This window comes from Paenibacillus sp. S33, assembly GCF_053615415.1.
The window spans coordinates 3,917,710-3,933,089 of the sequence record NZ_JBSIEZ010000001.1; the positions used below are offsets into that span (position 1 = coordinate 3,917,710).

12 protein-coding genes are annotated in these 15,380 nt (G+C 45.7%); 5 read left to right on the forward strand and 7 right to left on the reverse strand.

Annotated elements, in window-relative coordinates; genetic code table 11:
• Nucleotides 1-110 precede the first annotated feature (110 nt).
• Nucleotides 111-1,040, forward strand: a complete 930-nt coding sequence (locus tag ACWGXJ_RS17875; protein ID WP_452567923.1) for an AraC family transcriptional regulator N-terminal domain-containing protein — start codon at nucleotides 111-113, stop codon at nucleotides 1,038-1,040.
• Nucleotides 1,041-1,199: 159 nt separating this feature from the next.
• Here ACWGXJ_RS17875 and ACWGXJ_RS17880 read toward each other — a convergent pair whose 3' ends face one another.
• Together ACWGXJ_RS17880 and ACWGXJ_RS17885 are read right to left on the reverse strand one after the other, a co-directional pair.
• A complete protein-coding gene (locus tag ACWGXJ_RS17880) occupies nucleotides 1,200-1,850 on the reverse strand; it encodes a hypothetical protein (RefSeq protein ID WP_452567300.1) in 651 nt (216 codons plus the stop codon).
• Between the two features lie 65 nt (nucleotides 1,851-1,915).
• Entirely contained in the window at nucleotides 1,916-2,953 is a 1,038-nt protein-coding gene (locus ACWGXJ_RS17885; protein WP_023989739.1) for a LacI family DNA-binding transcriptional regulator, read from the reverse strand.
• Between the two features lie 340 nt (nucleotides 2,954-3,293).
• On the opposite strand from ACWGXJ_RS17885, the gene ACWGXJ_RS17890 reads away from it, so the two are divergent.
• Nucleotides 3,294-4,346: a 2,3-butanediol dehydrogenase gene (locus ACWGXJ_RS17890; RefSeq protein WP_028542246.1), complete on the forward strand. Its 1,053-nt coding sequence runs from the start codon at nucleotides 3,294-3,296 to the stop codon at nucleotides 4,344-4,346.
• Between the two features lie 116 nt (nucleotides 4,347-4,462).
• Here ACWGXJ_RS17890 and ACWGXJ_RS17895 read toward each other — a convergent pair whose 3' ends face one another.
• Nucleotides 4,463-6,457 (reverse strand): ABC transporter substrate-binding protein, encoded by a 1,995-nt coding sequence (locus ACWGXJ_RS17895; RefSeq protein ID WP_452567301.1) that lies wholly within the window; start codon nucleotides 6,455-6,457, stop codon nucleotides 4,463-4,465.
• A 180-nt stretch (nucleotides 6,458-6,637) separates the two neighbouring features.
• On the opposite strand from ACWGXJ_RS17895, the gene ACWGXJ_RS17900 reads away from it, so the two are divergent.
• From ACWGXJ_RS17900 to ACWGXJ_RS17910, 3 genes are all read left to right on the forward strand, one after another.
• On the forward strand, nucleotides 6,638-7,903 hold the full coding sequence (locus ACWGXJ_RS17900; RefSeq protein ID WP_446675552.1) for a VWA domain-containing protein: 1,266 nt from the start codon (nucleotides 6,638-6,640) through the stop codon (nucleotides 7,901-7,903).
• A 268-nt stretch (nucleotides 7,904-8,171) separates the two neighbouring features.
• Entirely contained in the window at nucleotides 8,172-9,515 is a 1,344-nt protein-coding gene (locus ACWGXJ_RS17905) for an amino acid permease (RefSeq protein ID WP_452567302.1), read from the forward strand.
• A gap of 7 nt (nucleotides 9,516-9,522) precedes the next feature.
• Nucleotides 9,523-10,677 carry a VanZ family protein gene (locus ACWGXJ_RS17910; RefSeq protein ID WP_452567303.1) on the forward strand — a complete coding sequence of 385 codons (1,155 nt, stop codon included), beginning with the start codon at nucleotides 9,523-9,525 and terminating at the stop codon, nucleotides 10,675-10,677.
• 135 nt (nucleotides 10,678-10,812) lie between these two features.
• On the opposite strand, the gene ACWGXJ_RS17915 is transcribed toward ACWGXJ_RS17910, so the two are convergent.
• From ACWGXJ_RS17915 to thrC, 4 genes are all read right to left on the reverse strand, one after another.
• Nucleotides 10,813-11,466, reverse strand: a complete 654-nt coding sequence (locus tag ACWGXJ_RS17915; protein ID WP_061828772.1) for a nitroreductase family protein — start codon at nucleotides 11,464-11,466, stop codon at nucleotides 10,813-10,815.
• 51 nt (nucleotides 11,467-11,517) lie between these two features.
• The gene (locus ACWGXJ_RS17920; RefSeq protein ID WP_452567924.1) at nucleotides 11,518-11,910 is read right to left on the reverse strand and encodes a MarR family winged helix-turn-helix transcriptional regulator; all 393 of its coding nucleotides are present in this window, start codon (nucleotides 11,908-11,910) and stop codon (nucleotides 11,518-11,520) included.
• Between the two features lie 279 nt (nucleotides 11,911-12,189).
• Nucleotides 12,190-13,566, reverse strand: coding sequence for an NADP-specific glutamate dehydrogenase (gene gdhA, locus ACWGXJ_RS17925; protein ID WP_452567304.1), 1,377 nt, complete (start codon nucleotides 13,564-13,566; stop codon nucleotides 12,190-12,192).
• 379 nt (nucleotides 13,567-13,945) lie between these two features.
• Nucleotides 13,946-15,337, reverse strand: coding sequence for a threonine synthase (gene thrC, locus ACWGXJ_RS17930; RefSeq protein WP_452567305.1), 1,392 nt, complete (start codon nucleotides 15,335-15,337; stop codon nucleotides 13,946-13,948).
• Nucleotides 15,338-15,380: the final 43 nt, after the last annotated feature.

Consider the following 15,380-nt stretch of genomic DNA (forward strand, 5'->3'; position numbering starts at 1 on the left):
CCGGTAGAAGAATCAGAGCAAATTATTGCCTAATCCTCCAAAGACCCTTAATATGTAATAAACTACTGAAAATGAAAACGGGCTACTTTGCAAAGAAGGGATGTGTCATGATGGGGGCAACCAAAATAGAGGGTTCTACCATGGAAAAACAAGCCGAGTTGGCAAGGCTCATAGAACGATTTTCACATCAGGACGGAGTTCTCACTACAGCCATACCTTCGCTTCACTTCGTCCGAAGTTCAAATACAACCGTTCCGATACATCAAGTCCATGAACCTGCCTTATGTATTGTGGCACAAGGCAGAAAAGTCGTGATGCTCGCAGAGGAAAGTTACCATTACGGCACATCCGACTACCTTGTTGTGTCGGTGGATTTACCGATCTCGGGGCAAGTTATCCAAGCGTCAGCAGAAGCTCCTTATTTGTGCCTTCGGCTCAATTTTGATCCGCATCAGGTTTTGGATCTGATCAAGGAATCTGCTCTTCCCACAAGCCCAATGCCTGATTCCAGACGAGGCTTGTATGTAAGCCAAACCAACTCTCTACTGCTGGATGCCGTGATAAGGCTAGTGCATCTTTTGGAAAACCCGCAGGATGTTCCGGTGCTGGCTCCATTAGTCATTCGTGAGATACTGTATAGGATTTTACAGGGTAATCAGGGGGAATCCTTAAAACAACTGGTCATGACCGGCAGCCATTCCAACCGGATTGCAGAAGTCATAAAGCGGATTAAGCAGGATTATGATAAGCCGTTGCGTATTGAGGAATTGTCCAAACTAGCGAATATGAGTCCTTCGTCACTACATCGACATTTTAAAGAGGTTACGGCTATGAGCCCAATGCAATATCAAAAACAATTACGTCTACAAGAGTCCCGCCGCCTGTTGTTATCCGAATCAGCGGATGCGGCAGATGTCGGTTTTCAGGTAGGTTACGAGAGCCCCTCCCAATTCAGCCGTGAATATGCCCGCTTGTTCGGCCTGCCTCCAATTAGTGATATCAAACGCTTGCGCTCGGATCAGGATCACCCGACCATTTGAACCGTTGTTAGATGAACATCTAAAACTACTGGTCCTACTAACGCTTATCCCAATCATACATGGCAGAATGTAAAAAACAGCACAAAACAGCCGCTCCTCCGGTAGAGACGCGGCCGTTCAAATATATTCCTCTATCATGTGGTCATCACTATTTGAGCATCAATACGGATTATCCAGCTTGACGAACAAGGCTCGAATGACATCCTTCTCTGCCGAAGTAAGCTTTTGTCCTGCCTGCCATTGTTGAATCTCTTTCTTGACTTCCTTGGGTTCTCTATAGCTGAGAGCATACCCGATGCTTCCTATACCTTGTATGCGATTGGTTTTGTCCATATTTGCCAATGCTCGGGTCATCGCAGTTCTATCTCTTGTAAACAAATCTCCCATAAGACCAGCATAGCTTTCGCTTAAAGCTCCATCCAATCCGTCAGAAGCCTGGATCACATTTGCAAAGCTTTCCGATGGAATAAAAGCACGCTGCCTATACAGATATTCGATAATTTCCAGGCTTTGATGTTCATTGATTTTGTTCATCTTTCCCCATTGAATCCCTGCTAAATGGTCCGTCATATGACGGACTTTTGCTTCATCACTGAGGGATGAATCCTTATAAAAGGACAGCACTAGCTCCTCTTTACTTTGCTGGGTATGCTGCGTATTGACTGCAGTTTGCTTGGACTCCCCATTGTTTGCCCCGGACGGCGCCGCAGTTTCAGCATCCTGTCCCATTGGCTGGGGAGTGCACCCTATGGTTACAGCCAGCAATAGTGCAGCACAAGCTACAGATACAAACCCATTACCTTTTAACATGAATCCACTCTCCTGTCTGAACAAACAATGGTCGTTATAATTGCCCAAAATCCACTCATACCCTACTACTCATCACGCCCTACCGTGGGCTTACGGATCACAGAGACGCTCGATTCCCTCACGATCAGACGAGGCTCGAATTGCACACGCTCATAATCCCCAGGTGTCTGTTCCTGAATCCGCTTGAGCAGCAGCTCCGCAGCCAACCGTGCCACCTCTTCCCCCATGATGGAAACTGAGCTGATCTGAGGGGTCGTTACCATAGCCCACAAATTGTTATCAATACCGACTACAGCAACCTCATCTGGCACCTTTACACCCAAATCCTTAAATCGATTGACGATCCCTATCGCCACCATATCATTAACCGCATAAATAGCATCCGGCATATGTTTCAGGCTGTAAAAATAATCGGCAGCACGCAGCCCTGTCTCAAAGGAGAAATCATCGCCAAAATAAACGAGTGAAGGGTCCACATGCTGGAGAGACTGCTCATAAGCGAAGTATCTCTCCTCGATTTTGTCCTTCGCAGCGCCTGCATAGGCGATTCTTGTTCTGCCGATTTTAAGTAAATGCTCCATCACGAGTCTTCCCTCTTGTCGGGCCAGACTGACGATATCCGCTTTGACATCTTCGCCAAGCTTCTTGCCATAGTTAATAATGGACACGGGAACGCTGGCTTTGTTAATCAGATCTACCAACATTTTGGGATACGCCAGCGGCATAATGATGAGCCCGTCGACATGCAGCTTCTTGACCTCACGAACTGTTTCAAGCTCCATTCTGGCATTCCCAGCGGTATTGATTTGCACGACCCGGTAACCATGCTGCTTGGCGGCCTGCTCTACGGACCAAGCGATCTCTGGAATAATCGCGTTACGAATGTCTGGCACGGCCAGTGCGATTTGTCGTGTCTGACGAACTTTCAAGCTCTGAGCCGAGGTGTTGGGCGTAAACCCCATCTCTTCAATCACTTGCAAAATCAAGGCTTTCGTTCTCGGGCTGATGCCCTCACTATCGTTAATAGCTCTGGAGACAGTCGCAATACCGACACCTGCCCGCTTGGCTACATCCTCTATGGTTACTTTCTTTTGATCTGTCACGCCCAAAATCCTTTCAAGAACGGAATCGTTTTCTGACCTTCTAAAATAAAGTCTTAATGTTGATATTATACCACAGAATGTGTGTCTAAAAATTGAAGTCGTTTTCTTCTTGTCTTTGCTTCACCTAAAAAATTCGCAAAATCTCTTTGTATAAAAGTAAGGAGCCAAATATAGCACTGTAGTCACAAGTGATTATATTCACAAAAAAGTCAAGTGCTTTTTGCATTAAATTGGTTTGACAATGTGTAAAAATTGTGACATATTATTTTTCGGAAACGTTTCCTAATTCATTCACTTTTATAGAGGCAATGATCATATATTCTTCAAGGAGATGACAAACATGCAAGCATTGAGATGGCATGGAGTAAAAGACTTACGTTTGGAAAACATTGAGCAGCCCGCTGCTCTGGCAGGAAAAGTAAAAATCAAGGTAGAATGGTGCGGCATTTGCGGAAGTGATCTTCACGAATATGTAGCAGGACCGATCTTCATTCCCCAAGATGCTCAGCATCCATTGACTGGAGAAAAAGCGCCGATCGTAATGGGACATGAATTTTCTGGACAAGTTGTCGAAATCGGCGAAGGTGTAACCAAGATTCAAGTTGGCGACCGTGTAGTTGTAGAACCGGTGTTTGCATGTGGAGAATGTGATGCATGTAAACAAGGCAAATATAATCTTTGCGATAAAATGGGCTTCCTCGGTCTGGCAGGCGGCGGTGGTGGATTTTCCGAATATGTCGCAGCTGACGAGCACATGGTTCACAAAATTCCAGAAAGCGTATCTTTCGAGCAAGGCGCATTGGTAGAGCCTTCGGCCGTTGCTTTGTATGCTGTTCGTCAAAGCCAACTGAAAGTCGGCGACAAAGCTGTAGTATTTGGCGCTGGCCCTATCGGATTGCTGGTTATTGAAGCGTTGAAAGCTTCGGGTGCATCTGAGATTTATGCAGTAGAGCTTTCCGAGGAGCGTAAAGCTAAAGCTGAAGAGCTGGGTGCTATCGTGATTGATCCTAAAACTTATGATGTGGTGGAAGAACTGCACAAACGGACCAACGGCGGCGTAGATGTAGCCTATGAAGTCACTGGAGTACCTCCTGTGCTGACTCAAGCTATTGAATCTACTAAAATTAGCGGACAAATCATGATCGTCAGCATTTTTGAAAAAGAAGCTCCGATCAAGCCTAACAATATCGTTATGAAGGAACGCAATCTGACTGGTATTATCGGCTACCGTGATGTATTCCCAGCTGTTATCAGCCTGATGGAAAAAGGTTATTTCCCTGCCGACAAGCTGGTTACCAAACGTATTAAACTCGAAGAAGTGATTGAGCAAGGTTTTGAAGGTCTCCTGAAAGAGAAAAATCAAGTTAAAATCCTGGTATCTCCGCAAGCCTAATTCAGAAAATAAATCAGATGTCTGCTCCTATGCAGACATCTTTTTATTAAAAAACGCTCTCCTTCCTGCGACATACTGTCGTCAAGATGAGTAGCGTTTTTTGATTACCATTTAGATTACTGAGTTACATTTTTCAGAACATCGTCAATCATTTGACTGTTTGCAATTGTCCCTGTATACAACCAGCTGGAATCCTTACCAAAATCGTATACGTGGCCTTCTTTAACGGCTGGAATTCCCGCCCATACAGGATCTTTTACAATATCTTCTTTACTTACGTTTTTGCTGTTCACGATAAAGATATAATCCGCATCCAGCTCGGCCAGCTTCTCAAGCGATAAATTACTCCAGTTCGCTTTAGCCGTTTTGGAAATCTCCTGTACGACTTGTGGAATCTTGAATTCCAAATCCTTATACAATACATCACCGCTGGATAGATTCTGGTTTACGACATACACATTTTTATCCGTTACCCACAATGCCGCTGCAGTTTTTTGTCCCACCGTCTGACTCAGCTTGGCTTTAGCCTCTGCTGCTTTTTTGTCGTAGTTGCTCAATGCCTGCTTCGCTTCACTTCTCTTATTCAGCACCTCACCCACGGTCAGCAGCTCTTGACGCCAATCATTGTTCATATTAGTGCCTACCACGTAGGTTGGAGCAATCTTAGAGTATTGATTATATTTGTCGCCTTCCACCATGCTCGCACTGTCCATAATGATTAAATCAGGCTTGAAGTTCAGAACCGCCTCAAACGGAAGATCTGAAGCAATGGTAGGAACGTCCTTCAATTCTTTTTGCAGGTAACCTTGAACTGAATTTTTACCTACCGACCATTGGGCTACAGGTTTGACCCCCAGCGCAACCAGATGATCCTCCAGATAAGAAGCGATCACACGCTGAGGCTGAGCCGGAATTTTCACCTCATGCCCAAGTGCATCCTTCAGCACCCTTTCCTGTGATGTTGGTTCCGCTGATGTATTATTGGTCCCTTGCGAAGCGCCATCGGTTGCCGTAGGACTTGATGTGCCTGAGCACGCGCTGAGCAGCAGGGTAAAACTAAGCAATAAAATAAATGCCATGGAATGCTTTGCGTTTCTATTCATTCGTAAAATCCCTTCATCATGATTTTGATAATGATTATTATCCTCAATAACAGTATGCAGGGCGCCACTTATCGAATCAATGGAACATCCGGACATGCTTAATGGATTATCCAGACTGGTATCTCTCACAAAAGCAGATGGATATAGGCTGTCCCGGTAATGAACCGGGGATACACCCGTATATTTTTTGAATGCCCGGCTAAAGAAATAGACATCCGGGTACCCCACACTGACAGCGATATCCTGCAAAGTCGCATCCGTCTTCCGCAAAAGCTCCTTCGCCTTGTCCATTCGCAGTTGAATTAAGTACATAATCGGGCTACAATCCGTTTGTTTTTTAAATAACCGGGTCAAATGTCTCGGACTGCATTCCAACAATCCGGCCAAACGTTCCAGCGTTACGGACTCCGCATAATGGACCTGCATAAATCGAATCGCCTGTGTCACGATATCCCGCGCAGAAGTTCGAGTCTTTGGTTCCTGCAATTGCCGTATACATTCATATGCAAAATCATAGAACCGACCCTGAGCCTGAATCTTGGATAGCGCCTCTTGATCCTGCCATGCGTCATCCAGTAGTTGCAGCTTTTGATACAGTATAACCGGATAAGGCGGTGCAAAACCATGAACTATCGAAGGATGATTATACACCGTATGTCCAGATAGAGAAGTCGCTTTATATAGTACAAGGATATATTCAATCCCGCATTGCGAGGGTTTCATATTCAGTTCAAAGCCTTTGCTGCCATGAAGTACGTACCCTGAATGTGGCGTATCCTTCCAATCACCATCCAAACGCACGCTACCCTGCAATACAAATACAAAAGCCTGCGCTGGAAGACGATACGGTTGAAGCAACTCTTCCGGCTCCAGTCGAATATGCCGGACATCCATGACACGGATCGACGAATGAAGCCATAGGGACAACAGTTTGTTTAACTCATCAGCTTCATATCCCTTGCTCATCCCGGTATGAGAACCTGCCTGCTTTTGTCGATCCTGCTTCACGTATCAAAGCCTCCGCTTCATAAATATCATACTTTTTTTCCAAACCAACCTCATTATATATCATCTTTTACTGCGTCTACCATGAGACAAATATTCCTGCACGAAACAAGGTGAATATACCATTTCCATGGTACAATTTGTATAAATACAAGATTTAAAATACATAGGGGGTTTGACAGCATGAGCGGTTCCAACATTGCATTGAGTACAGGAGCTAATGCACCATTCGGTAAGGAAGATACAGTGCGGGTCACCATTACATGGAAGCATGCACCTGCCGAACTGGATGTTAGCTGTTTTATGGTAGGAGCAGACGGAAAGGTTTCCTCAGATGACTATTTCGTTTTTTACAATCAACCCGCTGACCCGCACGGCCATGTACGATTACAGCGTCCAAATGACAGAACCACTGAGTTTACTGTAGCGCTCCAGGAACTGGAACGAACCGGGGTGGAAAAATGTGTGTTTGCGGCCACAGTGGACGGCCCAGGTACTTTTGCCGATGTGGTCGGCTGCTCAGTTACTGCTCAAGGCAAGCAATCCCATATCACCTACAGCATCACCGAAGCCACCAGTGAGACATCGCTTGTGCTGGCAGAGGTGTATCGTCATACTTCTGGCTTTAAGCTTCGCGCAGTTGGACGTGGTTTCAACGGAGGACTAAAGCCGCTTGCCGAGGCTCACGGTGTCACCGTAGAGGAAACGGAATCGCCAGCAGCACCGTCAGCGGATAAAGCTGACATGAAAGAAACTTCTCCTGTGAGTGGAAGAATCAATCTGCACAAGCAGAATGTACAATATTCACTAAAAAAGAAACACATAGACTGTGAAAAGGCACGGGTAGCGGTTGTATTCGATGCTTCTGTTTCTATGTTCAAATTGTACACGGGTGGGACGGTGCAAAAAGCCTGCGAACGTGTGTTGGCTGTAGCCGCCTGTATGGATGACAATGGTGAAATGGATGTATGGTTTTTTGCAGACAAAGCCAAGCGTGCTCCAAGCGTCACAGAGAGGAATTTCGAGAATTACATTCATATGAATTATGCTGAGCCTAGTGAAGATAGTGAGCTAGGGTGGGGAAATAACGAACCAGAAGTCATGAAGGATATCATACTAAAATATACAAAAGAAGATCCCAACGATATAATCCCGACCTACATTATCTTTTTCAGTGATGGAGGTATTTATGAACAGAAAAAAATAGAACAACTGCTGATTAAAAGTTCAAGCGCCCCGATTTTCTGGCAATTTGTAGGTCTTGGTCAAGCCGATTACGGAATCCTTCGAAAGTTGGATAAGATGCGCGGCCGCGTAGTGGATAATGCAGATTTCTTTGCCTTGGATGACTTCGACTCGGTGACGGACAGCGAATTATACGACCGTCTGCTGAATGAGTTTCCTGGTTGGCTCAAGCAAGTGCGGGCTAAAGGAATATTGCGGAGCTAATCCTTCACCGCAATGCGATTTCCTACATGATCACTTAAATATCCACCGAGCAGAGCAATAAAGGCAGAATGACCGCAGATAGAGCAATCATCAGCGCCAGCATTCTGCCTCTGTTTTCTTCAGTTTGTCCTCTATCGATTTCAATCTCCCTACCAGATCCTATTTCTTTCATTTCCTAATTGGATATTTTCATGTAGTATAAGTCTAATTGAAGTAACCCTGTTTGGGCTATGCTGAAGCTATACACTATATGAAGGAGGATTTCATATTGAAATCAAATGAAGCAACTTTGCACAAAAAGCTGCTCCCACGGCATATTACCTTTATGGCTATGGGTGGAGTCATCGGAACGGGAATTTTTAAAGGAAGTACCGAAACGATTAGCTTGGCGGGGCCTGGAGTTATTTTATCCTATGTCTTCGCGGGACTCCTGCTCTTGGTCGTTATGGGCGCAATTGCCGAGATGGCTACCGTCTATCCCAACATGAATATGAAGGATTTTATTCGCAAAGCTTTTGGAGAACGACTGTCCTTTATTATCGGCTGGTTGTATTGCTTCATGTGGCTGGCCGTCTGTATCATTGAGGTCATTGCTGCGGGAAGCTTCCTGCAATATTGGTTGCCAGATGTTCCTCTATGGGTACTCAGTTTAGTGAGTGCAGCTTTCATTATTGTCGTCAACATGCTGAGTGTCGGCGGTTTTGGGGAGCTAGAATTTTGGCTTGCGGGTATTAAGATTGCCATGATTATTATCTTCATCGCCTTGGGGGGCTGTATACTGTTCGGGATTATTCCCACTGAAACTCCACCTTATCTAAGCAACTACGCGCAGCACGGCGGATTTCTACCCAATGGCTGGTTGGCTATCTTTTCAGCGCTGCTGGTCGTTACCTTTTCATACGGAGGGTCCGAGCTGATTGGACTGACGTTGACGGAGACAGAAAATCCGGAAAAGGTACTGCCTAGAGTGGTTAAAAGCTTTATTCTTCGCGTTGTTTTGTTCTATACGTTGCCCATTCTCATCATTTGTGGCTTGATTCCCTGGAACCAACTGGATGCGAATACCAGCCCGTTTGTACAGGTATTGTCTTCTGTAGGGCTTCAAGGCTCGGCTCATGTCATGAACTTTATTCTGATCACTGCTGTACTGTCTGCCGCCAATTCGGGGATTTACGGGGCTACACGTATGCTACATTCGCTGGCTATCAATGGAGAAGGTCCCAAATCACTCGCCCGCTTATCTTCAAATGGGGTTCCGGTAAATAGTCTCAAATTGTGCGCTGTAGTCCTGATTGTCGGTTCCATGGTTGCTTATCTCGCTCAGGACGGACTGTTCCGTATTTTGATGGCTGTACCTGGCTTTGTCGTGCTGCTCGTCTGGAGCTGCATTTGTCTGTCCCAATTGAAATTGCGCAAATCTTATCCAGTGGAGCCTACTTTCAAGATATGGGGATTCCCTTATGTAACGGCGCTTACAGTAGGATGCCTATGGGTAATTGCGTTCCTATTCTTGCTTGACCCGCAAAATCGTATTAGCATTAGCGTGTGCCTGGCTTTCATGGCATTTCTGATCATCTGGTCTTTGGTGAAGTTCCGGAGAAAGCAGGCGTAAGCAGCACATGATTCAATCGTATCTATTTCCTGTTTCGTATGCCTTTCTTGCGTTTCCTTTTGCTGCGTTATTGTTTACACTGCCTTTTCTAATCGTGCAATATCGCAGGCATGGCTATATTCACAAGGCTAGAGCATGGCTGCTTTACTTGATGCTTTTATACTTGATGAACGCCTTCTTTCTGGTCATACTCCCGCTTCCGGCATCGCATCATAATGCTGCATTAGCCGGGGGAGCGTTGCAATTGATGCCCTTGCAGTTCGTTCAAGACATTATAAGAGAAACATCCGTCTCATCCGCCCATCCCTCCAGCTATGTTCATTTGCTGAAGGAGCGCGCTTTTCTGCAAGTCGTTTTTAACGTTGTGATGACCGTGCCTTTCGGTATGTTCTTACGTTATTATTTCCGTGCACGATGGGGATGGTGTCTGATTCTGTCCTTTATCCTCTCCCTCTTCTTTGAGGTGACGCAGCTGACAGGACTGTATGGATTTTTTGACCATGCGTATCGCGTGTTCGATGTGGACGATCTATTGGCTAATACCTTGGGCGGTATGCTAGGCTTTCTATTAGGCGAATGGTTTTCACGCTTCCTACCCCGCTTGGAACATCTGGACAAGCATGTGGACATGGCAACGAAGCGAGTGTCCTATACCCGAAGGGGCGTAGCCTTTTTCATGGATTCTATCATTTGGACCGGGCTGCTCGGCATCATGGAGTCTCTGCATGTTCCTGCTGCTTTCTGGGTTTCCAGTGGGGTCTACTTTATGGGGGTCCCTTACCTGACGAATGGACGAACTCCTGGGAAATGGCTGGTGCGTATTCATCTTACAGGAACGGGACAACGGATTTCCCTGTGGGGGCTCATCAAGCGTTACAGTCTCTTGTATTGGTTGTATTTTGGACTTAATTACGTACTGGGTGGACCCGTGCTGTGGTCTCAAGTCTCTCCATGGGTAAGTGTTCTGATCAGCCTTTTGTTGTTGGTGATGAATGGATGGTTCTTTTTCCATCTGGTCATACGTCTAATCAAGAAAGCCCCGTTATTTTATGAGGAGCTTAGCCATACTTCGCACCAAATTATATGGCCCAAGCATTATCATCACCTTCAGAATGACACCGCTGATTCGGCAGAGACGCCGGGAGGAAATACCGTGACATGATAACCGAAAGACTGACAACGTGATAAGCACCCGCGATCTACGTTGCATCCAAGCAAATAAAAAACAGGCGAAGCAAAGGAATTTCCTTTGTCCGCCTGTTTTTTTATGTTGTGTATAGATGTTAGTTCGTTTTGCTTATTTCCACTGTGCAATTTGATCAATAGGCAATCGTGTGGACGGATGACCATCGTTGATACCTTTACCCATGGAAATGAGCATAACAGGGACATAACGATCTTTTTCCAGACCAAAGGCTTCAGCAATTTGATCCTTTTCAAAACCGCCAATAGCGTTGGTGTCGTAGCCATGAGCGCGTGCTACCAGCATAAGCTGCATGGATACCAAGCCACCATCGATCAGGACCGTTTCTTTGTTCACAACTGGATCAAGCGCTGCAAAATGGGCTGCTACTTTTTCCTGTTGCATTTCTTTGACGTCTTTTGGCATATAGCCCAGTTCTACAGCTTCTCCGAAAATTTGTTCGAAATTATCAAAGTTGTTCAAATCTCCAAACACAGCGATCACTGCCGAAGATGTTTCTACTTGACGTTGGTTGAAACGGGCCAATGGTGCCAGTGTAGCTTTACCTTCAGGGCTGTCAATGACGAGGAAACGCCAAGGTTGCAGGTTAATGGAAGATGGTGCACGTGTAGCTTCTGTCAAAATCTCTGTCATTTCCTCACGGCTAATCTTCACGGACGGATCGTATACTTTTACAGAACGGCGTCCTAGGGCGATTTCTTTAAAATCATTCGTTTTTACAGTACTGGATGTGTTCGTATTATTCATTCCAATCTCTCCTTGTCCCTCTGTGGGTATAGTAATGTTAAAAAAATGTTGTTAGTCCATATCGGATATATGACTATTCATCACTTGCAGCATATCAGCTAGTTGGTGTCGCTGGGTCTCGTCGAAGCTCAGTAGTAGCTGAGCTACAAACTGCGAGCGCTCCTGCTTAAAGATGACAATGCGTGCACGCCCATAATCGGTCAGGCTTACCAAGGTAACCCTGTTGTCCTCTGGCTTCGTGCGTCGTGTGACCATAGCTGTCGCTTCCAGTTGTTTCAAATGGCGCGTTACGGCTGCAGCGTCAATGCCAACCTCTTTTTGCAGCAGAGTTTGACTAATCTCCTCCACTTGATACAACTTGCACAATAGCTGCAATCTGGATGCGCTGACTCCTGCACAACGCTCAAACTTGGAGCTAATCTGCTTGTTCAGCAACAACAGCATGTCAAAAATATACTCAGGCTCGGATGGTGTCTGGGTGATATCAATCTCTCCTCCCTTAAGCATATCGCTGGGCTTGATGATCCGACCTTTGATCCATCAATTATTGATCTATCAAGTAATATACATCCTCTTTAAAAATAAATCAAGTCCCTGAGAAAAATAAAGTGCTCTTTGCAAATAAAAGCTGAGCGACTCACACAGAGCCACTCAGCTTTTGTTTCATTAGCTTACTTATTCAATCATCATGTAATAGCAGATAAGGGTTGGTATACCGTTGTGCTAAACAATCCCGTGGGACAGCATTGCGTCGGCCACGCGCACAAATCCTGCGATATTGGCCCCGACAACCAGATTGCCCGGTACGCCGTATTCCTCAGCCGCCTTCACGCTGTTAGCATAGATATTTTTCATAATATCATGCAGCTTGGCATCCACTTCCTCAAAGGTCCATGACAGACGCATGCTGTTCTGCGACATTTCAAGCGCCGAGACCGCTACTCCGCCTGCATTGGCTGCCTTGGCTGGCCCGAACAGAACTCCATTGCCCAAAAACACTTCAATGGCCTGTAGCGAGGATGGCATATTGGCACCTTCGCCTACAGCTTTTACACCATTGCTTACCAGCAACTGGGCTGCTTGCTCGTCAATTTCATTCTGTGTGGCGCATGGCAGTGCGATGTCGCATGGGATCGACCAGATCCCCGAACAGCCTTCTGTATAGATTGCGCCTGGACGCTCTTGAGTATACTCGCTAATCCGCAGACGGTTCACTTCTTTCAACTGCTTTACCAGCTTCAGATCGATACCGTCTGGATCATAGATGTAGCCATTCGAGTCACTACATGCCACGACTGTAGCACCTAGCTGCTGTGCTTTTTCAATCGCATAAATAGATACGTTCCCCGAGCCGGACACGACGACGCGTTTTCCTTCAAAGGACGATCCCTGAGCCTGCAACATCTCGTTTACAAAATATACACAACCGTAGCCAGTCGCTTCTGTACGTGTGAGACTGCCTCCGTAATGAATCCCTTTACCCGTCAGGACGCCACCTTCATGTCCTCCGCAAATCCGCTTGTACTGCCCGAACATGTATCCGATCTCACGTCCGCCTACACCAATATCCCCTGCCGGAACGTCGGCATCTGGACCAATATATTTATACAACTCAGTCATGAAGCTTTGTGTAAAACGCATGACTTCGTTATCTGATTTCCCTTTGGGATCAAAATCCGAGCCGCCTTTACCACCACCGATGGGAAGACCCGTCAATGCATTTTTGAAAACTTGCTCAAAACCCAAAAATTTGACGATTCCCAGATATACAGACGGATGGAAGCGAAGTCCACCTTTATAAGGCCCTATCGCACTGTTAAACTGTACGCGGAAGCCGCGGTTGACCTGTACAACCCCTGCATCATCCACCCAAGGTACACGGAAGGTAATGACTCGCTCCGGCTCCACTAGCCGTTCCAGAAGCCCCTGCTGCATATACTTAGGATGCTTAGCCAATACCGGAATTAGCGAATCCAATATTTCCTTGACGGCCTGATGGAATTCATTCTCATGAGGATTGCGCGCGATAACCTTCTCAAAAACGGACTGTACATATTCGGCTGCTGCTTGTTGACTCTGCTCTGGACGGATCATGGTCATTATTTAATACACCCCTTTTATAATTAGCCTCTCTGTTAAATGACGGAACGACGTTATTCTGCACCTTCGAGAGTGGAACTTTATGTATTCATAAAATTTAGTTAACTATACATGATTTTTTATAATAATACATCTAATTCGCCTATAAAAAATTTTTGTATCCTTCATCAAATAACTCTATGAACCTCTCATTTCCTGTTAGTTTATTAAAGCTAAATCCCTTGATTCACGGGCTTTTTTCACGATTTCTAAGGCCCTAACACCTTACTCCACATGGCATTATAATGTGAACAAATTGAAACTAAACATACAGCACATCTGGAAAATATGGAAATAAAAAAGAGGCTGCGCGCAGAGCGTAGCCTCCTTTCCCATTCTTTTACACATAAAAAGCTTCAAGCTGACGCACAATTTCTGCATCGTCATGCTCTACCACCTGCTGATGCTGCGATTTCGAGAATAATTGCTCAATTTGCGTCGGGAACTCCTGCTTGATGTCCACCAGACGAATAGCTTCATCAAATTTAGCCGGATGTGCTGTCGCAAAGGTCACACATACTTCGTCCGCGCCATTATACGCCTCATATGCGGCAATACCGCAAGCCGTATGCGGGTCGAGCAAATAATCGTACTCGGCTTTGTATTTTTTGATCAGCTCCAGACACTGCTCATTCGAAGCACCGAGCGCTTCAAAATCCTGCTGTACCCGTTTCAAATCCTCTGCACTGATCACAATCCGTCCCTCGGTTTTGAGGTTATCCATGTATTCAGATACCTTGGCTGTATCCTCACCGAGGAGGTAATACAGGTATCTTTCGAAATTGCTCGCCACCTGAATATCCATCGAAGGACTGTATGTGCTTTTAAAGTCGCCTGGCTTGTATTCGCCTGTCTTCACAAAGCGCTCCAAAATATTATTTTCATTGGTGGCAATAATCAGCTTATGGATCGGCAAGCCCATTTTTTTCGCAAGAAAGCCAGAAAAGATATTGCCAAAGTTGCCGGATGGCACGCTGATATTAATCTTTTTCGTACCGGCAGACTCCTGCGCCCGGAAATAAGCATAGAAGTAATATACGGTTTGCGCCAAAATGCGCACAAAGTTAATCGAGTTAATTGCCCGCAAATGATGTTTAGCTTTGAAATCCAGATCGGCAAACAGGTCCTTAATGACCTTCTGACAATCGTCAAAGTTCCCTTTGACGGACAGATTCAATACATTTTCATCGTCAACTGTCGTCATTTGCAGCTCTTGTACCTTGCTCACCTTTTGGTGTGGGTGCAAAATACAGATTTTAATGCCTTCCTTGCCACGCACACCCTGAATCGCTGCCGCCCCGGTATCGCCCGAGGTTGCACCCAAAATGTGAATGATCTCATTCTGCTTTTTGGACACATAGGAATAAAACTCACCCATAAATTGCAGCGCCACATCCTTGAACGCGAACGTAGGCCCGTGGAACAGCTCCAAAATAGACAGGGAATCGTTGATCTTCTTCACTGGCGTAACTTCCGGGTGACGGAAGCTCGCGTAACTGCGCTCCACCAGCTGCTCCAAATCTTCACGAGGAATCTCATCATTGATATACAGCGCAAAAACTTCCAGCAGCAGCTCTCTGTAGCTCAATGTAGGCCATTGCTCTAACGTAGCCGCCGACACAGTCGGAATCTGCTCAGGTACCATCAGACCTCCATCGTCAGCTAACCCCATGAGCACGGTATCAATAAATCCCTTGGCTTCTACTCGACCTCTAGTGCTTATATATCTCATATACATCCCCCAATAAAAATTCAATTCGAACCTTTTTTCGAAT